Origin of the sequence: Sanguibacter sp. A247, from assembly GCF_052324925.1 — a bacterium.
Taxonomy (GTDB): Bacteria; Actinomycetota; Actinomycetes; order Actinomycetales; family Cellulomonadaceae; genus Flavimobilis.
Genome location: NZ_JBQPRE010000003.1, coordinates 187,660 through 207,943, shown reverse-complemented (window position 1 = coordinate 207,943; position 20,284 = coordinate 187,660). Strand labels below are relative to the sequence as shown.

The 20,284-nt window shown below is 71.7% G+C and carries 21 protein-coding genes and 1 riboswitch; of the genes, 19 read left to right on the top strand and 2 right to left on the bottom strand.

What is annotated here, in order from left to right; all coding sequences use genetic code 11:
- Positions 1 to 31: 31 nt before the first annotated feature.
- The 12 genes from ACTVCO_RS09155 to ACTVCO_RS09100 all read left to right on the top strand — a co-directional run bounded on the left by ACTVCO_RS09155 (position 32) and on the right by ACTVCO_RS09100 (position 13,061).
- A complete protein-coding gene (locus ACTVCO_RS09155; protein WP_443728115.1) occupies positions 32 to 2,185 on the top strand; it encodes an acyltransferase family protein in 2,154 nt (717 codons plus the stop codon).
- A gap of 231 nt (positions 2,186 to 2,416) precedes the next feature.
- A complete protein-coding gene (locus ACTVCO_RS09150; RefSeq protein WP_443728114.1) occupies positions 2,417 to 4,222 on the top strand; it encodes a hypothetical protein in 1,806 nt (601 codons plus the stop codon).
- A gap of 73 nt (positions 4,223 to 4,295) precedes the next feature.
- Complete coding sequence (gene fmt, locus ACTVCO_RS09145) at positions 4,296 to 5,246, top strand: methionyl-tRNA formyltransferase (RefSeq protein WP_443728113.1); 951 nt, start codon at positions 4,296 to 4,298, stop codon at positions 5,244 to 5,246.
- Complete coding sequence (locus ACTVCO_RS09140) at positions 5,243 to 6,763, top strand: RsmB/NOP family class I SAM-dependent RNA methyltransferase (protein WP_443728112.1); 1,521 nt, start codon at positions 5,243 to 5,245, stop codon at positions 6,761 to 6,763. The genes fmt and ACTVCO_RS09140 overlap by 4 nt, the downstream gene beginning before the upstream one ends.
- Positions 6,764 to 6,802: 39 nt before the next feature.
- Complete coding sequence (gene rpe / locus ACTVCO_RS09135; protein WP_443728111.1) at positions 6,803 to 7,468, top strand: ribulose-phosphate 3-epimerase; 666 nt, start codon at positions 6,803 to 6,805, stop codon at positions 7,466 to 7,468.
- A 79-nt stretch (positions 7,469 to 7,547) separates the two neighbouring features.
- Positions 7,548 to 7,689, top strand: a riboswitch (FMN riboswitch).
- 100 nt (positions 7,690 to 7,789) lie between these two features.
- On the top strand, positions 7,790 to 8,932 hold the full coding sequence (gene ribD / locus ACTVCO_RS09130; RefSeq protein WP_443728110.1) for a bifunctional diaminohydroxyphosphoribosylaminopyrimidine deaminase/5-amino-6-(5-phosphoribosylamino)uracil reductase RibD: 1,143 nt from the start codon (positions 7,790 to 7,792) through the stop codon (positions 8,930 to 8,932).
- Positions 8,932 to 9,531 carry a riboflavin synthase gene (locus tag ACTVCO_RS09125; RefSeq protein WP_443728109.1) on the top strand — a complete coding sequence of 200 codons (600 nt, stop codon included), beginning with the start codon at positions 8,932 to 8,934 and terminating at the stop codon, positions 9,529 to 9,531. Before ribD ends, ACTVCO_RS09125 begins: the two co-directional genes overlap by 1 nt.
- Positions 9,528 to 10,820: a 3,4-dihydroxy-2-butanone-4-phosphate synthase gene (gene ribB, locus ACTVCO_RS09120; protein WP_443728108.1), complete on the top strand. Its 1,293-nt coding sequence runs from the start codon at positions 9,528 to 9,530 to the stop codon at positions 10,818 to 10,820. The genes ACTVCO_RS09125 and ribB overlap by 4 nt, the downstream gene beginning before the upstream one ends.
- Positions 10,817 to 11,284, top strand: a complete 468-nt coding sequence (gene ribH / locus ACTVCO_RS09115) for a 6,7-dimethyl-8-ribityllumazine synthase (protein WP_443728107.1) — start codon at positions 10,817 to 10,819, stop codon at positions 11,282 to 11,284. The genes ribB and ribH overlap by 4 nt, the downstream gene beginning before the upstream one ends.
- Positions 11,285 to 11,379: 95 nt before the next feature.
- The gene (locus ACTVCO_RS09110; protein ID WP_443728106.1) at positions 11,380 to 11,643 is read left to right on the top strand and encodes a phosphoribosyl-ATP diphosphatase; all 264 of its coding nucleotides are present in this window, start codon (positions 11,380 to 11,382) and stop codon (positions 11,641 to 11,643) included.
- A gap of 93 nt (positions 11,644 to 11,736) precedes the next feature.
- Positions 11,737 to 12,588, top strand: coding sequence for an ATP phosphoribosyltransferase (gene hisG / locus ACTVCO_RS09105; protein ID WP_443728105.1), 852 nt, complete (start codon positions 11,737 to 11,739; stop codon positions 12,586 to 12,588).
- Between the two features lie 5 nt (positions 12,589 to 12,593).
- Complete coding sequence (locus ACTVCO_RS09100; protein ID WP_443728104.1) at positions 12,594 to 13,061, top strand: PH domain-containing protein; 468 nt, start codon at positions 12,594 to 12,596, stop codon at positions 13,059 to 13,061.
- Between the two features lie 124 nt (positions 13,062 to 13,185).
- Here the strand turns inward: ACTVCO_RS09100 and ACTVCO_RS09095 are convergent, their stop codons facing one another.
- Both ACTVCO_RS09095 and ACTVCO_RS09090 read right to left on the bottom strand, forming a co-directional pair.
- Positions 13,186 to 15,087, bottom strand: a complete 1,902-nt coding sequence (locus ACTVCO_RS09095; RefSeq protein ID WP_443728103.1) for a DEAD/DEAH box helicase — start codon at positions 15,085 to 15,087, stop codon at positions 13,186 to 13,188.
- A 226-nt stretch (positions 15,088 to 15,313) separates the two neighbouring features.
- Complete coding sequence (locus tag ACTVCO_RS09090) at positions 15,314 to 15,901, bottom strand: DUF4126 domain-containing protein (protein ID WP_443728102.1); 588 nt, start codon at positions 15,899 to 15,901, stop codon at positions 15,314 to 15,316.
- Between the two features lie 83 nt (positions 15,902 to 15,984).
- Between ACTVCO_RS09090 and ACTVCO_RS09085 the strand changes: the two genes are divergently transcribed.
- The 7 genes from ACTVCO_RS09085 (at position 15,985) to ACTVCO_RS09055 (ending at position 20,284) form a co-directional block, all read left to right on the top strand.
- Entirely contained in the window at positions 15,985 to 16,875 is an 891-nt protein-coding gene (locus tag ACTVCO_RS09085) for a DUF881 domain-containing protein (protein ID WP_443728101.1), read from the top strand.
- Positions 16,876 to 16,891: 16 nt separating this feature from the next.
- Positions 16,892 to 17,224: a small basic family protein gene (locus ACTVCO_RS09080; protein WP_443728100.1), complete on the top strand. Its 333-nt coding sequence runs from the start codon at positions 16,892 to 16,894 to the stop codon at positions 17,222 to 17,224.
- 2 nt (positions 17,225 to 17,226) lie between these two features.
- Positions 17,227 to 18,033 carry a DUF881 domain-containing protein gene (locus ACTVCO_RS09075; RefSeq protein ID WP_443728099.1) on the top strand — a complete coding sequence of 269 codons (807 nt, stop codon included), beginning with the start codon at positions 17,227 to 17,229 and terminating at the stop codon, positions 18,031 to 18,033.
- A gap of 94 nt (positions 18,034 to 18,127) precedes the next feature.
- Positions 18,128 to 18,598 carry an FHA domain-containing protein gene (locus ACTVCO_RS09070; RefSeq protein WP_443728098.1) on the top strand — a complete coding sequence of 157 codons (471 nt, stop codon included), beginning with the start codon at positions 18,128 to 18,130 and terminating at the stop codon, positions 18,596 to 18,598.
- The gene (ftsR, locus tag ACTVCO_RS09065; protein ID WP_443728097.1) at positions 18,595 to 19,371 is read left to right on the top strand and encodes a transcriptional regulator FtsR; all 777 of its coding nucleotides are present in this window, start codon (positions 18,595 to 18,597) and stop codon (positions 19,369 to 19,371) included. The genes ACTVCO_RS09070 and ftsR overlap by 4 nt, the downstream gene beginning before the upstream one ends.
- Positions 19,372 to 19,546: 175 nt before the next feature.
- Complete coding sequence (locus tag ACTVCO_RS09060) at positions 19,547 to 20,131, top strand: MerR family transcriptional regulator (RefSeq protein ID WP_443728096.1); 585 nt, start codon at positions 19,547 to 19,549, stop codon at positions 20,129 to 20,131.
- A gap of 3 nt (positions 20,132 to 20,134) precedes the next feature.
- On the top strand, positions 20,135 to 20,284 hold the full coding sequence (locus tag ACTVCO_RS09055; RefSeq protein WP_443728095.1) for a hypothetical protein: 150 nt from the start codon (positions 20,135 to 20,137) through the stop codon (positions 20,282 to 20,284).

Genomic DNA, 20,284 nt, shown 5'->3' with positions numbered 1-20,284 from the left:
TCGGAACGGGCACACGGAGGCAGTGCGAGCAGTGGCAGGACGGACGACAGATCTTGCGGTCCAGGCGGCGGCGGAGGCGGACGGGGAGTCCGGCGACGCCGTGGTGACAGCGGCCAGGAACGCCGAGCCCGGTGTGGCGGACGGCGTGCAGCGTCGTCCGACCCCGCGCCGGATCCCCGGCATTGACGGCATCCGTGCCGTCGCGGTCTTGCTCGTCCTCGCGTTCCACCTCGCGCCCGGTGTCGTTCCCGGCGGCTTCGTCGGGGTCGACGTCTTCTTCGTCATCTCGGGCTTCCTCATCACGATGGGGCTGCTGCGCGAGAAGGCGCGCGACGGACGCGTGAACCTCGTGCACTTCTGGACGAAGCGCGTGCGCAGGCTCCTTCCTGCGCTGCTTCTGGTCGTCGCTGTGTGCTCGCCCGTGGCGTTGCTCATCGGCGGGGATGTGAGGGTCCATCTTGACCGGCAGATCTTCGGGGCGATGACGTTCTCGAGCAACTGGGTGTCGATCGCAGCGGAGGACAGCTACTTCTCGGCGCTCGTGCCCCAGGTGTTCGCCAACTTGTGGTCGCTCGCGGTCGAGGAGCAGTTCTACCTCGTGTGGCCGTTCGTCGTCGTCGGGATCATGCTGCTCGCGCGTGCTCGGCGGGTCGGGATCGTCGTGGCCGGTGGTCTCGCGCTCGGCTCGGCCGTGGTCATGGCTACGGTCTTCCGCGTCGGCGAGGACCCGACCCGGGTCTACTACGGAACTGACACGCACGTGTTCGGCATGATGCTCGGCGCGTTGCTCGCGTTCTGGTACTTCGGAACGGTGCGGACGGGCCACCCGGCGCCGTGGCCCGCGGCCATGGCGCCCGTGGGACGTGGTGCCCGGCTTGTGCGGGCGCTCAAGCGCCGTCAGCCCGGGCTCATCGCCGTCGTCTGCCTCGCCGTCGTCGGTGCGTTCTCGGCCCTCGTCACGTGGGACTCCCCGGTGACGTACCGAGGTGGACTGTTCGTGCTGTCGCTCGCGGCGGCGTTGCTCGTGACGACGATGCTCCATGACTCACCGGTGCGTCGTGCCCTCGAGCACCCGGCGCTGCGGTGGATCGGGGAGCGGAGCTATGGCCTCTACCTGTGGCACTGGCCCGTCTTCGTGCTGCTCACGCAGATCTTCGCGAAGCAGTATGTCGAGGGCACGGGCGTTGCGCTCGTGTGGGTCGTCACGGTCGTCGTGACGTTCGCGCTGGCGGCGGCCTCCTACCGATTCGTCGAGCGGCCGGTCATGCGCGACGGCATTCTCGTCTGCCTCGAGCGGCTTCTTGCGTGGTTGCGGCCCACGGCGCAGGCGCCGTCACGCGGTCTGCGCGCGCCCATCCTCGGCGGCGCTGTCGTCGCGTGCCTCGTGCTCACGGGCTTTGCGATCGCGACGGCGCCGCACGTCTCCTCGATCGAGCAAGAGATCGCTGCGGGCATCGAGGAGAACGGGCCCGGCCTGGACGAGGAGCTCTCCGTGGCGCCCGCGCCGACGGACGCGCCGTCGACGCCCGGGGCGCCGTCGGACACGCCGGGTGGCGACGCGTCGGGTGGCGACACGTCGTCCGCGCCGACGGGCACGGCGTCGCCGTCGCCTGGCGTCGCCGAGCCGACCGGCTCGAGCAGTCCCGCACCGTCCGACGACGCGAGCACGTCGCCCGACCCGGAGCCCGCCGAGAAGGCCGAGGCGCCCACGGGCGCCGACCTAGTCGTCGTCGGGGACTCGGTGACGCTCGCTGCGGCGAAGCAGGTGCGCGCGCTCGTGCCCGATGTTCGGATCGATGCCGCGGTGTCGCGGTCGATGCTCGTCGCGCCGGGGATCCTGGCACAGCTGGAGGCGCAGGGTGATCTGCCGGACGTCGTCGTGCTCGCGCTCGCGACGAACACGACGCTGCGGCAGTCGACGGTGGACGACGTGCTTGCGGCGGTGGGCCCTGAGCGGCGCGTCGTCTTCGTCAATGCCTACGGGTCGCGCAGCTGGATCAAGGCGACGAACGCGGTCATCGCGAAGGCCGCACGCGACCACGAGCAGGTGAGCGTCGCCGACTGGCACGGGGCTGTGAAGTCGCACGGCGAGTACCTCGCGGCTGACGGCATCCACCCGACGAAGGACGGGGGCGCGTTGTACGCGCGCACGATTGTCGACGCCTACCTGGCGGTTCGCGGCTGACGTTCCGATGGTCGGCTGACCTTCCGCCGCGCCCGGTCCGCAGCAGTTCTGTGACATGGATCACGACATCGTGTAATCTTGCACCAGCAAGTACCTGATACGACACGTTTCAGGTAACGCATGCCAGTCCCCGACGACGCGGGCTGGATCTCGCCACCATGACGCGACTGCTCAGCCGCGCATGCTCACAGCCACGGCGCACCCCGTGCGTCCCGCGACAAAGGAGTCCGGATGAGTCTCACCTCTCACGGTGTCAGAGCCCCCCGGTCGACGGCGGCTCACGTCGTCGGCCACACCCTGCTGCTCATCACAGCGATCGTTCTCATCGCCTTCCTTCTCATCTTCTACGGCCGCGTCCACGCGGGGTCCCAGCGCCTGGCCGAGGGATCGGGCAAGGTCGACGACGGGGCAGCCCAGCTCGCGACCGGCGCGGGTACGGCGGCCCAGGGCGCCACCCAGGTGTCCGACGGCGCGAGCACCCTCCACACGGGCGCAGGCGCCCTGAGCACGGGCGCCAGCAGCCTCAAAGACGGTGCGGCAACGCTCGCCGAGGGCACGACGAAGCTCGGCACAGGAGCCACCACCCTCGCGGCAGGCCTGGCCGACGCGAACGGCGGCGCGGGCAGGCTCTCGATCGGTGCGAGCGACCTGCGCACCGGGTCGGCGCAGCTCGCCCAGGGCGCGTCCTCGCTCGCGACGGGCGCCTCGAGCCTCGCCACGGGCGCCAGAACGCTCCGCGACGGCGCGAAGAGCGCCTCGTCGGGTGCGGTCGCGGTACGCGACGGCGCGGGGGAGCTAGCGACGGGAGCCGGCGCCCTCAAGGACGGCGCAGCCGACCTGCGCGACGGTGCACGCGACCTCGCCGCCGGGATCACTGCAGCCGACGGCGGCGCGGACCTCGTGAGTGCGGGCGCTCAGAGCCTCGCAACCGGCCTCGCCACGGCGTACGGTGCCTTCACGAGCACGGACCCTGCCGCGCCCGGGCTCCTTCCCGGCGCGCAGCAGCTCGCAGCGGGCCTCAGCTCCGCACCCGAGAAGGCGCAAGCCATCTCCGCGGGCTTCACGGATCTGAGCGAGGGCGCCGGAGACCTCACCACGCACATGGCGGGCCTGAGGGCACTCATCGACGCCAACACCGATCTCGCCGGACCCGACAAGGCTCGTCTGCTCGGGACCGTCGACGCGATCGCCGACGGGACGAGGACGCTCGGGGCCAAGGCAGCCGGCGCGGCCACGATGGTGGACGACCCGACGGAGGGCCTCACGGCACGCCTCACCGCCGCGCGCGACGGCTCCGCCGCCGTGGCGGCGGGCGCCGCCACGTTCTCGACCGACGCCCTGAGCCCTCTCGTCAAGGGAAGCGCAGAGCTGCGGACCGGAAGCGCAACGCTCGCGGAAGGCACCGACGCGCTCGTCGACGGCGCGGCACTGCTCACTACGGGCTCCACCGCCCTCGCCACGGGGGCGGCTGACCTCGCCACCGGGGCACGCACCTTGAGCGTGGGCACGAAGACGCTCGCCTCCGGGACCAAGGAGCTGGCCACCGGAGCGGGTGCGCTCGCCACGGGCAGCCGCGACCTCAAGGCGGGCTCGGGCGAGCTCGCCACGGGCGCGACACGCATCTCGGCCGGAACCCGCGACCTCGCCACGGGTGCCTCGGCGCTTGCCGAGGGCACGGGCCTGCTCGCGACGGGTTCGACGGAGCTGCGTGACGGCCTCGTCGAGGCCGACACGGGTGCCCACGCCCTCGCCGACGGGGCAGGTTCGCTCGCCGATGGTGCGGGTGAGCTGGCGACCGGAGCCGGGACGCTCGCGACCGGCGCGGGCGACCTCGCGACGGGTGCCACGCAGCTCGCGGAGGGTGCCACGACGCTCGCCGCGGGAACGGGCCAGGTCGCAGCCGGAACCGTCGACCTGCGCACGCAGGTCGAGTCCAGCCCGACGAAGCAGCTTGCTGCGGGCGGTGGTGTGCTCGCGGCTCTTGCGATCGCCGCAGCGGCAGCGGGGGTGGGGGGCCGACGCCGTCAGGAGGCGTGAGTCGCATCTCTGGACGGGTGAGCCCCCGACGACTGCGTCGTCGGGGGCTCGCCCACGCCTAGACTGGGTCACCATGCGCATCCTCTTCGCCGGGACCCCCGAGGTCGCGGTCCCCACCCTTGAGGCGCTCGTCGCCTCCCCGCACGACATCGTGGGTGTCCTCACGCGTGCCGATGCCCCCGCCGGGCGTGGCAAGCGACTCACCCCGAGCCCTGTGCGGGTGCGTGCCGAGGAGCTCGGCCTCGAGGTCCTCACGGGACGTCCGCGTGACCCCGAGACACTTGAGCGACTGCGCGAACTGGCTCCCGACGCGGCCGCCGTCGTCGCCTACGGCGAGATCCTGCGCCCCGAGGCTCTGGCGATCCCGCCGCTCGGCTGGGTCAACCTTCACTTCTCGATCCTTCCCGCGTGGCGTGGCGCAGCGCCCGTGCAGCGCGCCCTCATGGCGGGCGACGAGGTGACGGGCGCGTCGACGTTCGTCATCGAGGAAGGGCTCGACACGGGTCCGGTCCTGGGAACCCTCACGGAGACGGTGCGTGCGCGCGACACCGCGGGCGACCTGCTCGGGCGTCTCGCGCAGGCTGGCGCGCCGCTCATGGTCGCGACGATGGACGCGCTTGCCGAGGGCAAGCTCGTACCCGAGCCGCAGCCCACCGACGGAATCTCGCACGCCGCGAAGATCGAGGTGGCCGACGCACGCGTCGACTGGACTCTTCCCGCCCTCGCGATCGACCGCCGCATCCGCGGGTGCACGCCCGAGCCGGGTGCGTGGACCACGCTCCCGGACGGGGTCCGGCTCGGCGTCGGCCCCGTCGTCCCCGACCCCGAGGTCACGGACCTTGCCCCGGGTGCGCTGCGCATCACGAAGCGTGAGGTGCACGTGGGCACGGCCACGCATGCGGTCCGTCTTGGTGAGGTTCAGCCCGTCGGCAAGAAGCTCATGGCGGCAGCGGACTGGGCACGCGGTGCTCGGTCGGCCGACGGGTCGGCGATCGTCGACGGCACGATCCTGGGTGCGGCATGAGCGGGGTCGAGGGGCGCGGCCAGGGCGCACGGCGCAATGCGCAGGGCCGCGAGCGCGGCAAGGTGCGCACGGCCGACGAGCGCTCGGCGCTCGCTCCCTCGGCGCGGCGTCGGGGGTCCGACACCCCGCGTGAGGTGGCCCTCGAGGTCCTGCGCGCGGTGGACGGCTCTGACGCGTACGCGAACCTCGTGCTGCCGCCCGCGCTCAAGCACGCGCGGCTGCGCGGACGGGACGCGGCCTTCGCGACCGAGCTCGCGTACGGCACGTTGCGCCTTGCGGGCCGGTACGACGCGATCATCGGCCACTGCATCGATCGTCCGCTCACGCAGGTCGATCCGCTCGTGCGAGACCTTCTGCGCCTCGGTGCGCACCAGGTGCTCGGCATGCGGGTCGCGACGCACGCTGCCGTGTCCGAGACCGTCGGGCTGGCTCGCGAGCATGCCGGCACGGGGTCCTCGCGCTTCGTCAACGCGGTCCTTCGGCGGGTCTCGGAGCGGAGCGTCGCGGAGTGGGAGGAGCTGCTCACGGCACAGGCGCCCGACGACGACGCACGCCTGGCTGCTCTCGGCTCGCACCCCGGGTGGATCGTGCGCGCGCTCCGCGAGGCACTCGTCGCCCATGGCCGCGACGCCTCGGAGATCGAGGCGTTGCTCGCGGCGAACAATGCGGCTCCGCGCGTGACGCTCGTCGCGCGTCCGGGCCTTCTCGACGTCGCTGAGCTCGCCCAGGAGGTCGCTGAGGAGCTGGGTGACGACGACGCGCGCGCCGTGGCCGGTCGCTACGCGCCGACCGCAGCTGTGCTCATGGGCGGGGACCCTGCGGGGATCCCCGCCGTACGCGCGGGTGCGGCCGCTGTCCAGGACGAGGGCTCGCAGCTCGTCACGCTCGCGCTCGCCGCTGCACCTCTCGAGGGTCCGGACGAACGCTGGCTCGACCTGTGCGCGGGGCCGGGGGGCAAGGCGGGGCTGCTCGCGGCTCTCGCGGGCGAGCGCGGTGCAACCTTGCTCGCGAACGAGTCTCAGCCGCACCGCGCGCGTCTCGTCGAGCAGGCTCTGCGCGCCGTCCCGGCCGAGGCGGTCGAGGACGTCGTCGTGGGCGACGGTCGCACCATCCTCGACCGCGTGCCGGGCGGCTTCGACCGTGTCATGGTCGACGCCCCGTGCACGGGGCTCGGTGCGCTGCGCCGTCGCCCCGAGTCGCGGTGGCGTCGCGAACCGTCGGACGTTCCGGCGCTCGCGAAGCTGCAGCGCGAGCTGCTTGGCGCTGCGATCGACGCGACGCGCCCGGGCGGGCTCATCGCCTACGTGACGTGCTCGCCGCACCGTGCGGAGACGACTCTCGTCGTCGACGACGTTCTTGCGGGGCGTTCCGACGTCGAGCGTGCCGACGCCGCCGCGGCGGTGGCCTCCGTCTCGATCGAGGCACCCCAGCTCGCGCCCGGCCTCGACGTGCAGCTGTGGCCGCACGTCCACGGGACCGACGCGATGCATCTCACGCTGCTCCGACGCACGCTCTGAGCGGGTCGGCAGGCTCCGGCCGCCGGTAGGGTTCGAGGCATGGGCATCGCCATCCACCCCAGCATCCTGTCGGCCGACTTCGTCAACCTGCAGCGTGACCTCGAAGCCATCTCGTCCGCTGACGCTGCTCACGTCGACGTCATGGACAACCACTTCGTCCCGAACCTCACGCTCGGTCTTCCGATCGTCGAGCGGATCGTCCAGGTCTGCCCGGTGCCCGTTGACACGCACCTCATGATCGCGGACCCGGATCGTTGGGCCCCCGCGTACGCGGAGGCCGGGGCGGCATCCGTGACGTTCCATGCGGAGGCGGCCGCGGCTCCCGTCCGCCTCGCCCGCGAGATCCGGCGCCTCGGTGCGCGTGCGGCGCTCGCGCTTCGACCGGCCACGCCGATCGAGCCGTTCATCGACCTGCTTCCCGAGCTCGACATGATCCTCATCATGACGGTCGAACCGGGCTTCGGCGGTCAGTCCTTCATCGATGCGACCCTCGCCAAGATCGCTCGCGCGCGCACGGCGATCGACGCCTCGGGCCTCGAGGTGCGCCTCCAGATCGACGGCGGCGTCTCGCGCACGACGATCGAGCGGGCGGCCGAGGCCGGCGCGGATGTCTTCGTCGCGGGCTCGGCCGTCTACGGCGCCGAGGACATCGCGGGTGAGATCGAGGTGCTGCGGTCGCTCGGCACGGCTGCGTGCGCGCACTGAACGGTGTGACGTCCGAGCGACGGACATCACTGCGACGTGCGGGAATGAACCGCGGACGTGTGGCATTGTTGGGGGTGAGCACGTGCTCCGGGGTCGGTGAAAATCCGAGCCGGCGGTCATAGTCCGCGAACCGGGTCGCAGCCACCGCCGGTGGTCTGCCCTCGGCTGATCCGGTGGAACTCCGGGACCGACGGTCAAAGTCCGGATGGGAGGCGTACGTGTCGAAGGCGTTGTCATGCGTGCGACCGGTCGGTGGCACGGTGATTCGCGTCGTCGCGGACGTCCGTCCGTCGCCCCGGGGCCGACAGTCTTGGAGCGACCATGCACGTCGACGCCCCCCTGGGCACCGCGCCTCACCCGGAGTACCTCACACCGCGCGAGGCGCTCGCGCACGCCATCGAGATCGCGGCGCGCGGTCCCGCCGCGGGCCCCAACCCGCGCGTCGGCTGCGTCATCCTGGCCGCGGGCGAGGGCACTGACCCTCGTCGGGTCCTCGCGACCGGCTACCACCGTGGCGCGGGCACGCCCCACGCAGAGGCTGCCGCCCTCGCGACGGCGGACGCCGCGGGGATCGATGTCGCGGGCGCGTCCGTCTTCGTCAGTCTCGAACCGTGCGCGCACACGGGCCGGACCGGTCCGTGCGCGGACGCGCTCATCGCAGCGGGCATCGCGGACGTCACCTACGCGGTCGCCGACCTGAGCGCCGCCGCCCACGGCGGAGGCCAGCGCCTCGCGGACGCGGGAGTCACGGTCGTCGGACCCGTCGAGGCAGCCGAGGGCTCGGGTCACGATCTCGTGCGCGCGTGGCTGCACTCCGTCGTCACCGGCCGGCCGTACGTGACCCTGAAGATGGCCACGACGCTCGACGGCCGCGTCGCGGCCGCCGACGGCACGAGCCGCTGGGTGACGTCGCAGGCCGCGCGCCACCGGGCGCACGCGCATCGCGCCGAGGTCGACGCGATCCTCGTCGGCACCGGAACGGCACTCGCAGACGATCCCGCGCTCACGGCCCGCATCGAGCCGATGCCCGGCGCCGAGGGCACGGTCGAGTCCGTCCACCAGCCGCTGCGCGTCGTCCTCGGCCGGACCGAGATCCCGCGCGAGGCCCGCCTCCGACGCGTCCCGGGCGGTCGGCTCGTCCTCCTCAAGACGCACGACGTCCACGAGGCGCTCACCGAGCTCGCGGCGCTCGATGTCCGGCACGTCCTCGTCGAGGGCGGTCCGCGCGTCGCCGCGCAGTTCCTGCGGGCGGGCCTCGTCGACGAGGTCCATGCCTATGTCGCGCCCGTCATCCTGGGTGCGGGCCGGGGCGCGGTCGCCGACCTCGGCGTGACGTCCATCTCGCAGGCCCTGCGTCTCGAACCAGTGTCCGTCGAGGTCCTCGGTCCCGACGTCCTCATCGTGTCCCGCCCTCGGCGTGCGTCGACCGACGCTGAGAACCCGATCCCTACGAAGGAGAGCTGATGTTCACCGGCATCGTCGAGGAACAGGGCGAAGTCATCGCCTCCGAGAACCTCGGAACCGACGCACGTCTGACCATCCGTGGCGCGCTCGTCACCTCGAGCGCGGCCCACGGCGACTCGATCGCGGTCAACGGCGTCTGCCTGACCGTGACGACGCTCGACGCCGCCGCGGGCACCTTCGAGGCGGACGTCATGCCTGAGACGCTGCGTCACACGCAGCTCGGCGAGCTCGAGCCGGGTGACGCCGTCAACCTCGAGCGCGCCGCGCTCGTGGGCGGGCGCCTCGACGGTCACATCGTCCAGGGGCATGTCGACGCGGTGGGGCGGCTGCGGTCGCGCACGCCGGGGGAGCGGTGGGACGACCTCGTCATCGAGGCTCCGGCCGACGTCCTGCGGTACGTCGTGCGCAAGGGCTCGATCACCGTGAGCGGCGTGTCGCTCACGGTGACGACCGTCGACGAGGACTCCTTCGGGATCTCTCTCATCCCGACGACTCTCGCGCTCACGACGCTCGGCGCGCTGGTGCCGGGCGACCCGGTCAACCTCGAGGTCGACGTCGTCGCGAAGTACGTGGAGCGTCTCGTGGGGGCGCAGGCATGAGGCTGGCAACCGTCGAGGAGGCCCTCGACCAGCTCCGGCTCGGACGCCCCGTCCTCGTCGCCGACAACCCGGACCGCGAGAACGAGGCTGACGTCATCCTCGCGGCCTCGAACGCGACCGACGCGTGGGTCGCGTGGACGATCCGCCACTCGTCGGGGTACTTGTGCGCCCCGATGCCAGGTCCGCGCGCTGATGCGCTCGAGCTGCCCCTCATGGTTCCCCAGTCCCAGGATCCGCGGCGCACCGCCTACACGGTGACCGTCGACGCGGCGACGGGTGTGACGACAGGGATCTCGGCCGCCGACCGGACGCGCACCCTGCGGGTCCTCGCCGACCCGGTCTCAGGGCCGATCGACCTCATCCGTCCGGGCCACGTCCTGCCGCTGCGCGCGGTTGCGGGCGGCGTGCTCCACCGTGGTGGTCACACGGAGGCCGCAGTCGACCTCGTGCGTCTCGCCGGGCTCGGCGAGGTGGGCGCGATCGCGGAGCTCGTGCACGACGACGGCACGATGATGCGCCTGCCGGCCGTCATGGAGCTCGCCGAGCGCGAGGATCTCGTCGTCCTCACGATCGCGGACCTCCAGGAGTGGCGCCGGGCGAATGACCCGGTGACCCCCGAGGAGCCCGGCCACCTGGCCGACACCCAGCGGGTCGCGCCCACGGGCGTCGCCGACCTGCCGACCGAGCACGGGAACTTCCGGATCCACGGGTACCGCGACCTGCGCACCGGCGCCGAGCACGTCGCGCTCGTGCCGGCGGCGGCACCCGCGACCCCGGGGGAGCGTCCCGTCGTCCGCGTGCACTCGGAGTGTCTGACGGGCGATGCGTTCGGGTCGGCGCGCTGTGACTGTGGTCCTCAGCTGCATGCCGCGATGGCCGCGGTCGCGCACGAGGGTGGCGCGGTCATCTACCTGCGGGGGCACGAGGGTCGTGGCATCGGCCTCGTCGCCAAGATCGCCGCGTACGAGCTTCAGGACCGCGGCCTCGACACGGTCGAGGCCAACATCGAGCTCGGGTGGCCAGCCGACCGGCGTGAGTACGGCGCGGCGGCCGCGATCCTGGGCGACCTCGGGCTCGACCACATCGAGCTCCTCACGAACAACCCGGCGAAGACCTCGGGGCTCACAGCCAACGGGATCGACGTCGCGAGCACGCGGCGCCTCGAAGTGGGGCACACGGCTCACAATCACGCCTACCTGCTGACAAAGAAGCTCGCGATGGGTCACGTGCTCGACACGATCGACCGCGTGACGAGCACCACGACGACTACCGAGGAGGACCCGCGATGAGCGGAGAGGGAGCACCCCACGTCAACACGGACGGCACGGGCCTGCGGGCGGTGCTGGTCGCCGCGAGCTGGCACACCGAGATCATGGACGGGCTCGTGGCCGGGGCGCGTCGAGCGTTCGCGGCCGCGCATCTCACGGACGTCACCGAGATCCGCGTTCCGGGCTCGATGGAGCTTCCGGTTGTCGCGAGCCGCGCCGCATCGGCGGGCTACGACCTCGTCGTGGCCCTCGGCGTCGTCGTGCGCGGGGGCACCCCGCACTTCGAGTACGTCTGCCAGGGCGTGACGGCGGGGCTCACCGACGTCGCCGTGCGCACGGGTGTGCCCGTCGGCTTCGGGGTGCTCACGGTCGACACGGTCGAGCAGGCGCGCGAGCGTGCGGGCCTTGAGGGGTCGAGCGAGGACAAGGGCGCCGAGGCCGTCGAGGCGGCGATCGCGACGGTCGTCGCGCTGCGCGCGCTCTGACGTCGAGCGGCCATGGTGTGACGACGGCTGTGGCAGGTGCCCGTCCCTCGGGACGAGCACCGGCCACGGCCGTCTCCGCGCTAGGCTGCCAGATCGTGAAGACCTTCGACACGCTGTTCGCCGAGCTGGGCCGCAAGGCCGTGGAACGTCCCGAGGGATCGGGCACCGTCAAGGAGCTTGACGCGGGCGTGCATGCCATCGGCAAGAAGATCGTTGAGGAAGCGGCCGAGGTATGGATGGCCGCGGAGTATCAGAGTCCCGCCGAGCTCTCGGAAGAGATCTCCCAGCTGCTCTATCACCTCCAGGTGCTCATGGTCGCCAAGGGCCTGACCCTCGAGGACGTCTACTCCTACCTCTGAGAGCCGCGGACCAGTCCGTTGCCTCGCCCCGTCTTGCCGATACTCCGCCCGACGCGGCTGTGACCGCCTCGGGGCCAACCCGAAGGACCCCCAGTGCTCCGTATCGCCGTCCCTAACAAGGGTTCCCTGTCAGAACCCGCCGTCGAGATGCTGCGCGAGGCCGGCTACCGCCAGCGCCGCGACTCGCGCGAGCTCGTGCTTGCCGATCCCGACAACGACGCCGAGTTCTTCTTCCTGCGTCCCCGCGACGTCGCGGTGTACGTCGGCTCCGGCACGGTCGACGCGGGGATCACCGGCCGTGACCTCCTTCTTGACTCCGGCGCTCACGCCGTCGAGCACCTGCCGCTCGGCTTCGCCGGCTCGACGTTCCGCTACGCGGCTCCCGCGGGCTCGATGACGACGGTCGCTGAGATCGCGGGCAAGCGCGTCGCGACCTCCTACAACCGCCTCGTCGCCGACCACCTCGCCGCGCAGGGTGTTGAGCCCTCCGCGATCGTCCACCTCGATGGCGCGGTCGAGTCGTCGGTGCGCCTCGGCGTCGCCGACGTCATCGCCGACGTGGTCGAGACCGGAACCACGCTGCGCGCCGCGGGTCTCGAGATCTTCGCCGAGCCGATCCTGCGCTCGGAGGCAGTGCTCATCAAGTGCGCGGGGCGTGAGACCGACCCCGCGGGACTGGCGACGCTCGCCCGGCGCCTCCAGGGCGTGCTCACGGCCCGCGAGTACGTCCTCATGGACTACGACGTCCCGGTCGGCAAGGTCGACGCCGCCGTGGCGATCACGCCCGGCCTCGAGTCGCCGACCGTCTCGCCGCTCCACGACCGTGAGTGGGCCGCCGTGCGCGCCATGGTTCGACGCAAGCAGACGAACCGCGTCATGGACGACCTCTACGAGGTGGGCGCACGCGCGATCATCGTCACCTCGATCCTCGCGAGCCGTCTGTAGCGCTCATGGCTGCCACCGACGACGCGTCGCTCTTCGAGCCCTTCCGGCCCCGAGGGGCGCGCATCGTCGGGCGCGTGCTAGCCGCGGCCATCGTCGTGGGAGCGGCGTTCATCCTGCTCGTCTCTCCCGGACATCCCGGCCCGGGCTACGACCCGCTCAACATGGGGGCGTTCGTGCTCGTCGTCGGGTTCGCCGTCTGGCTGCTCGTGCGGCACGCGGGGGTGCTCGCTCTCGTGAGCCCCGAGGGGATCGTCGTGCGCAACCTCGTGCGGACGCGATCGCTCGAGTGGGCGCAGGTCGAGGCCGTGCGGCTTGCCTCTGGGCAGCCCTGGGTGACGCTCGACCTCACCGACGGCACGACGACAGCGGTCATGGCCGTGCAGTCGTCTGACGGCGCCTACGGGCGCTCCGAAGCCGTGCGGCTCGCCACCCTCGTCGAACGGTACGGCGAGGCGACCGAACCCGAACGCTGAGCGCGTCCGGCAACTGACGCGTCGGGATGCCGGGAGCCACGTGCGGTCAGGCACAGACGCCGGTGGCCGGCACCCCGCGAGGGGTGCCGGCCGGGGGTTCCCGGCCACCGGCGTCTGCTTGCGGTCAGCGAGCCCAGCGCGTCGTGCGCGGGGCGTCGGCCGAGCGGTGACGGTCGTCGCGGCGGGGGCCACGCTCGTCACGACGCGGGCCACGCTCGTCGCGGCGGCCGTACGTCGGACGCTCCTCGCGGCCACCACGTGCGGGCGGCGCGCCCTCGTCGAGCGTCATCCGCAGCGCCTTGCCGCCGACGCGCGAGCGCGAGATGCGCTCGATCGTCTGGTCGTCGAGCGTCGAGGTGATCTCGACGAGCGAGAAGCTGCCGAAGATGTCGATCTTGCCGAGGTCCGAGCCCGAGAGGCCGCCCTCGTTCGTGAGCGCACCGACGATGCCGCGCGGCTGGATGCCGTGGTTGCGACCGACGGCAATGCGGTAGCGGGTCCCGGCGACACCGGGCTCGCGCCGTGCGATGCGGCCGTCGTTGCGACGGTCGTCACGGCGGTCCTCGAAGCGACGGTCGTCGCTGCGTCCACCACGCTCGGAGGTGCGCTCCTTGGCGCGCTGCTCGAGGCGACGGGCCTCGTCACGCTCGGCCTCGGCCGCCATCTGCTCGGCGTACGCGCTGGGGCCGTCGTCTCCGACGTGGAGGGCGACGAGCGCCGCAGCGATCTCGAGCGGGTCCGTCCCGGACTCGGCTGCGAACGACGAGAGCAGACCGCGGTAGAGGTCGAGGCGACCCGACTCGATGCGCGCGGGGACCTGCGTGAGAACGCTCCGGGCGCGGTGCGCCGAGACGTCTGCGGGCGTCGGGATCTCGATGAGCGTGAGCGGCGTGCGCGTCGTGCGCTCGATGCCGCGCAGGCGGCCGCGCTCGTTCGGGGTGACGAACGACAGGGCACGGCCCGTGCGTCCGGCACGGCCCGTCCGGCCGATGCGGTGGACGTATGCCTCGGGCTCGCCCGGGAGGTCGAAGTTCACGACGAGGCCGATGCGCTCGACGTCGAGGCCGCGAGCCGCGACGTCGGTCGCGACGAGGACGTCGAGCTGACCGCCTCGCAGACGCTCGACGATGCGCTCGCGCTCCTTCTGAGCGACGTCACCCGAGATGGTTGCCGCCGAGATGCCCTTGGCGACGAGCTCCGAGCCGACCTCCTCGGCGGCACCACGCGTGCGGCAGAAGACGATCGCAGCGTCGGCGTCGGACGTGGCGAGCACGCGGCTGAGAGCTCCGACCTTGTGACGGAACGGGACGACAGCGTACTCCTGGACGACCGAGGTCACGGTCGAGGCCTGGCGGGCGACGGCGATCTCGACGGGGTTGGTGAGGTGCTCTGAGGCGACGCGACGGATCTGCGGGGGCATGGTGGCCGAGAAGAGGGCGACCTGACGCTCGCGGGGCGCGCGGGCGAAGACGGTGTCGACGTCCTCGGCGAATCCCATGCGGAGCATCTCGTCGGCCTCGTCGAGGACGAGGAAGCGGATGCCGTCCATGACGAGCGCGCCGCGCTCCATGTGGTCGATGACTCGGCCGGGGGTCCCGACGACGACCTGCGCGCCGCGCTGGAGCGCACGCTGCTGGGGGATGTAGGGGGAGCCGCCGTAGACAGCGAGGACCTCGAGCCCGGGAAGGTGCGTCGCGAACGATGCGATGGCGTCGGCCACCTGCATCGCGAGCTCGCGCGTCGGGGTGAGGACGAGCGCCTGGGTCGCGCGGAGGTTCGGGTCAACGGCGGCGAGCATCGGGAGGCCGAATGCGGCGGTCTTGCCGGTTCCGGTCTGGGCGATGCCCGTGATGTCGCGGCCGCTGAGGAGCGACGGGATGGCTTCGACCTGGATGGCCGACGGCGTCTGGAAGCCAAGGTCGGCGACCGCCGCCATGAGGGCGTCGGGCAGGCCGAGATCGGCGAAGGTGGGGGTGGGCTGGGCGTCAAGGGCGCGCGAAGGCGCACCCTGCTCGGACGTCGACATGCGAGAGGGACCGGTTTTCTTTTCGGGTGCGGAGCCAGTGCAGCGGACGTCTGATCCACCGCGGTCGCAACTCCCGAAACAACCCACACGATCACCGTGAGGTGACCACCTGACTCACACGCGGGACGCGCGACACGCTCCTAGCGTGAGCCCCCAGCCTAGCCTGTCGCCCACAGGGCAGGGGAGGAGGCAGGCCGGTGAGGTCGGCCACAGGGGCGGGGCGCGCTCAGAGCGTCGGTGCCGACGCGGGTGCGGTACGTCGCCGTCGTCGAAGCCGGACGAGCACGACCACGATGGCGAGGACGCCGAGGGCCGCGAGCACGGGGACAAGGATCGCGAGGACCGAGAGCGCGACCGAGGACGCGTCCTCGACCGTCGAGACGACGGGTGCGGCCACCCCGAGGGTCGCGGCGTTGAGCACAGGACGGACGGATGACTTGAGCAGGTGGACGACGAGGGCGATGAGGACGCCCAGGGCGACGGCCCACCCGTTCGTCCCGCTCCAGGCTCCGCCGTCGACGACGTGCTCGGCCGCGGTTCCGGCGCCGACGACGAGGCCTCCCGCGGTGGGGCGCACGACGGTCTGCAGGACGTCGTTGACGGAGTCGATCGCGGGGACCTTGTCAGCGACCATCTCGACGACGAGGAGGACGGTGAGGATCGCCAGAGCAGGCCAGCTCGACAGCCACGACCACGCCCCTGGGAGCTCGAGCACGGTGGTGAACCTGTCGGCGAGTCCGAGCACGACGAGGGGCACGTAGGCGTTGAGCCCTGCGGCGGTCGCGAGACTCGTTCCCGTGAGCAGCTCGATCATCGTGGTCCTTCGGTCGCAGTGATGCGGCGGGTATGGCCTGCACCCTAGGATGACAGGCGCACCGGAATCAGGAGGAACGACCCGTGAAAGCTGCTCCCGACGCGCGTCCGCGGCCTACGCGGCCCGACGCCTCGATGGTGCTGCTCGACGAGGTCATGCGTCGCCCCCTCGATCCCGGCTACGCGGAGGCCACGGCGCGGCGCAAGACGGGTGGTGCGATCCGGGGGCGTCGGCGGACCGCAGTCCTGACGATCCTGGCGGTCCTTCTCGGGATGGGGACCGCGACGGCCGCGGTCGCGCTCCAGCCCCGTGACTCGGTTCTCACCGCGCGTTCGGTTCTCGAGGAGGAGATCCTCGAGCGCAGCGCTGCTGCGGATGCGGACGCGCGCGCCATCCTCGAGCTCGACGGCCGCATCGATGCGTTGCAGAACGCGGGACTTGCGGAGGCCTACCCAGCGCTTCTCGACCGCACGGCGCGAGACGCTGCCGCCGCCGGCACGGTCGCCGTCAAGGGCCCGGGGCTCACCGTGACGATGCGTGATGCGGTTCCGCTCCTGGGGGAGGCGGAGGACGAGTCCAAACGAGTTCTCGACTATGACCTCCAGGTGGTCGTCAATGCGCTGTGGGGTTCCGGTGCCCAGGCGATCGCGGTCAACGGGCACCGCCTCACGGCGACGAGCGCGATCCGTAGCGCGGGAGAAGCGATCCTCGTCGACCTCGTGGGGCTCACGGGGCCGTACACGATCGAGGCGATCGGAGACCCGGCGACGCTGCCCGGCTACTTCGCCCGCTCGGTGGGCCAGCAGCACCTCTCGGTCCTGGGGTCGCGGTATGCGATCTCCTCGGATGTGGGGCGTGAGGCTGAGCTCGTCCTCCCGGCCGGACGCATCGCCGAGACGCTGCTCGCGCGGCCCGACGAGCCGATAGGCTCGAACGAGTCGCAGCAACGGCCTGACGGCCTGCCGACACGATGACCTCAGGAGGACGCCCGTGATTCCCGTGCTCGGCCTGCTCGCAGGTGCGCTGCTCGGCCTGTACTTCCAGCCCGATGTCCCGGTGGTGCTCCAGCCCTACCTGCCGATCGCCGTGGTTGCTGCGCTCGACGCGCTCTTCGGCGGTCTGCGCGCTCTTCTCGACGGCATCTTCGACGACAAGGTCTTCCTCGTCTCGTTCCTGTCGAACGTCGTCGTCGCAGCGCTCATCGTCTTCCTCGGTGACCAGCTCGGTGTCGGGACGCAGCTCTCGACGGGCGTCGTCGTCGTCCTCGGGATCCGTATCTTCTCCAACGCTGCGGCGATCCGCCGTCACTTGTTCAAGGCGTAACGATGAGCGACGACGAGACGCGCTCGAGCGAGCATGACGACGCGACACACGTCGCCGAGCATGCGCGCCCTGTCCGCCCGGCCCGCAATGCGTGGCGCGTCCTCGCGGGGGCGGCGGCACCTCGCTTGAGCCGGACCCAGCTGGTGGCGGCTCTGCTGTGCGGGCTGCTCGGGTTTGCGATCGTCGTCCAGGTGACGTCGACGCGTGAGAAGCCGCTCACAGGTCTGCGGCAGAACGAGCTCGTGCGGATCCTCGACGACACGACGCGGCGCGGCAACGAGCTCTCGCGCCAGGCAGACTCACTTCGCTCCCAGCTGAGCGACCTCGAGTCGGGCCATGCCGACCAGGAGGCGCTGCTGGAGGTCGCGCGTGATCGCGCGGCGGTCCAGGGAATCCTCTCCGGTCGCCTCCCGGCGTCGGGCCCAGGCGTGACGATCTCCGTCACCGAGGGGATCGAGCAGCTGCGCTCGACCGTCTATCGCGCAATCCTTGAGGAGCTGCGCAACGCGGGTGCCGAGGTCATCCAGGTGAACGATGTGCGCATCGTGGCGAGCTCGTCGTTCGTCGATACGGCGCAGGGCGTCCTGCTCGACGGGACCGTTCTCACCGGGCCGGTCGAGTGGCGCGTCATCGGGGCGGCCGACACGATCGTTCCCGCGCTCGAGATTCCCGGCGGAGCGATGGCCCAGGTCCGCAACGCGGGCGCGACCGGTGAGATCGTGGCGCAGGGCGACCTCGACATCACCGCGGTCCACGAGGCGCCTGCGACGACGTGGGCGACCCCGGTCGCGGCTGAGGCCGCTGGCTGACGCGCGCGCCTCGACGTGCGACGTCGCGGCCCAGGTCACCTAGGATGGTGGGACGCCGGTCGACCCGGTGGAGTTCACGCAGCGAGGAGGGCCCATGACGCACGCAACTGGTTCCACGCCGAGCGACGACGCCCGGTTCAACGTCGACCAGACTCTCGTCTTCGGGGCCATTCCGGCCGAGGTCGTGAGCGACGAACCCGTCGAACGGCCGGGCTTGCAGGACGAGGCCGCGATCGCCGCGCTGCCCGCGGGCAGCGCTCTCCTCGTCACGCTCCGCGGGCCCGGCTCAGGCTCGCGCTTCCTGCTCGACTCCGACACGGTCCACGTCGGGCGTTCCGAGCGGTCGGACATCTTCCTCGACGACGTCACGGTCTCCCGCAAGCACGCGACCTTCGTGCGCGACGGCGCGGGCTACGCGGTGCGCGACTCGGGCTCGCTCAATGGCACCTATGTCAATCGCGAACGCGTCGACACGGCGTCTCTCCGCACGGGTGACGAGGTCCAGATCGGCAAGTTCCGTATGGTCTACTTCCCGAGCCGACGCCAGCCCGGGGCCTCTGCGTGACGCCGCGGCAGTTGCCGCAGGTTTCGGCGGACGCTGCCGACGAGGCGCCTCAGCTTGACCTCGTGCGCGCCTGGCCGCCGGGCGCGCCGACCGTCGCGACGATGCGCATCTCTGACGTGCTCTCGGCGCTCAAGCCGGAGTTTCCGGCGCTCACGCACTCCAAGCTGCGTTTTCTCGAGGAGCAGGGCCTCGTCGAGCCGGTGCGGACGCCCGCGGGCTACCGCCAGTACTCGCAGGCTCATGTCGAGCGGCTGCGGTACGCGCTCGCGCAGCAGCGTGACGCCTACCTGCCGTTGCGTGTCATCAAGGAGCAGCTAGCCGAGCTCGATGCCGGGCTGAGCGAGGTCGTGGCGGGGCCGCGTGCCGTTCCGGAGGGCGTCGTGTACGCGCCGTTGCGTGCGGCCGATCGTGAGACTGCGGCGTCGCTTGCGGCAGATCTCGACGTCGACGAGGGTTTTGTCGTCGACCTCGTCGAGGCGGGCATCGTCCGGCTCGACGAGCGGGGCGGGATGGACGCATGGGCGCGTCAGATCATCTTGCACGCTTCGGCGCTCGCTGCGCACGGCGTCGAGCCGCGTCACCTCCGTGTCCTGCGGACTGCGGTCGACCGCGAGGTCGGCCTGGTCGAGCAGGTCGTGGCCCCGTCGCGCGCCAAGGTGGCGCGTTCGGCGCGGGCGCGCGCGGAGGCTGCTGCCGTCGAGCTGGGGGAGTCGTTCACGCAGCTGCACGCGGCCATGCTGCGCCAGTCGGTCTCGCGCCTCGATCTGGGCTGATCCGCGTCGCGCACGACGACCCTCAAGTTGTAGTTGAAGGTCAAGGTTCGAACCGCGACACGCCGAAGGCGTGTTGGGGGCGATGTCGTTGACGCTGTCAGAGGCGGACCGTAGCGTAGCGGTAGACATCGAGCCCGTCCTCGCAAGGGGGCGGACCACGCCATCAGGAGGCACAGTGAGCGTCACCGGAGAGACGAACGAGGGACCAGCGCGCGCGGGTATCGCGTCGCAGGGCCTCCTCTTCGGCGAGGACCTCGCCGAGTCGGACAGCCTCACGGGCTATCGCGGGCCGACCGCGTGCCGCGCCGCAGGCATCACCTACCGCCAGCTCGACTATTGGGCGCGCACAGGGCTCGTCGAGCCGACCGTGCGCCCCGCGACGGGCTCGGGGACGCACCGCCTCTACAGCTTCCGCGACATCCTCGTGCTCAAGGTCGTCAAGCGGCTGCTCGACACGGGTGTCTCCCTCCAGCAGATCCGCACCGCGGTCGGGCACCTGCGCGAGCGCGGCGTCGACGACCTCGCACAGATCACCCTCATGAGCGACGGGGCCTCGGTGTACGAGTGCACGAGCGCCGACGAGGTCATCGATCTCGTCCAGGGTGGCCAGGGTGTCTTCGGCATCGCCGTCGGCCGTGTGTGGCGCGAGATCGAGGGAACGCTCGCCGCTCTCCCGACCGAGCGGCTCTCGGAGGACGAGCAGGCTGCGTCGCCCGTCGACGAGCTGGCTGCGCGACGACGCGCGCGGAACGTCGGCTGACCCGTGACCGGCCCCGGGCCCGACCCTCACGACGTCGCTGCTCAGCTGCGGGCGGCCCACCCCGAGTTTGCCGAGGTTCCGCTTCTCGAGGATGACGAGACAGTTCCGCCTCGACCCGAAGAAGACATCGCCGACGCGACACGCGACTCCTGA

Excerpts from the sequence above, each read along its gene's own strand:
- ACTVCO_RS09150 (WP_443728114.1), top strand. The coding sequence starts at position 2,417 with ATGAGTCTCACCTCTCACGGTGTCAGAGCCCCCCGGTCGACGGCGGCT.
- fmt (WP_443728113.1), top strand. The coding sequence starts at position 4,296 with ATGCGCATCCTCTTCGCCGGGACCCCCGAGGTCGCGGTCCCCACCCTT.
- ACTVCO_RS09140 (WP_443728112.1), top strand. The coding sequence starts at position 5,243 with ATGAGCGGGGTCGAGGGGCGCGGCCAGGGCGCACGGCGCAATGCGCAG.
- rpe (WP_443728111.1), top strand. The coding sequence starts at position 6,803 with ATGGGCATCGCCATCCACCCCAGCATCCTGTCGGCCGACTTCGTCAAC.
- ribD (WP_443728110.1), top strand. The coding sequence starts at position 7,790 with ATGCACGTCGACGCCCCCCTGGGCACCGCGCCTCACCCGGAGTACCTC.
- ACTVCO_RS09125 (WP_443728109.1), top strand. The coding sequence starts at position 8,932 with ATGTTCACCGGCATCGTCGAGGAACAGGGCGAAGTCATCGCCTCCGAG.
- ribB (WP_443728108.1), top strand. The coding sequence starts at position 9,528 with ATGAGGCTGGCAACCGTCGAGGAGGCCCTCGACCAGCTCCGGCTCGGA.
- ribH (WP_443728107.1), top strand. The coding sequence starts at position 10,817 with ATGAGCGGAGAGGGAGCACCCCACGTCAACACGGACGGCACGGGCCTG.
- ACTVCO_RS09100 (WP_443728104.1), top strand. The coding sequence starts at position 12,594 with ATGGCTGCCACCGACGACGCGTCGCTCTTCGAGCCCTTCCGGCCCCGA.
- ACTVCO_RS09095 (WP_443728103.1), bottom strand. The coding sequence starts at position 15,087 with ATGTCGACGTCCGAGCAGGGTGCGCCTTCGCGCGCCCTTGACGCCCAG.
- ACTVCO_RS09090 (WP_443728102.1), bottom strand. The coding sequence starts at position 15,901 with ATGATCGAGCTGCTCACGGGAACGAGTCTCGCGACCGCCGCAGGGCTC.
- ACTVCO_RS09075 (WP_443728099.1), top strand. The coding sequence starts at position 17,227 with ATGAGCGACGACGAGACGCGCTCGAGCGAGCATGACGACGCGACACAC.
- ACTVCO_RS09070 (WP_443728098.1), top strand. The coding sequence starts at position 18,128 with ATGACGCACGCAACTGGTTCCACGCCGAGCGACGACGCCCGGTTCAAC.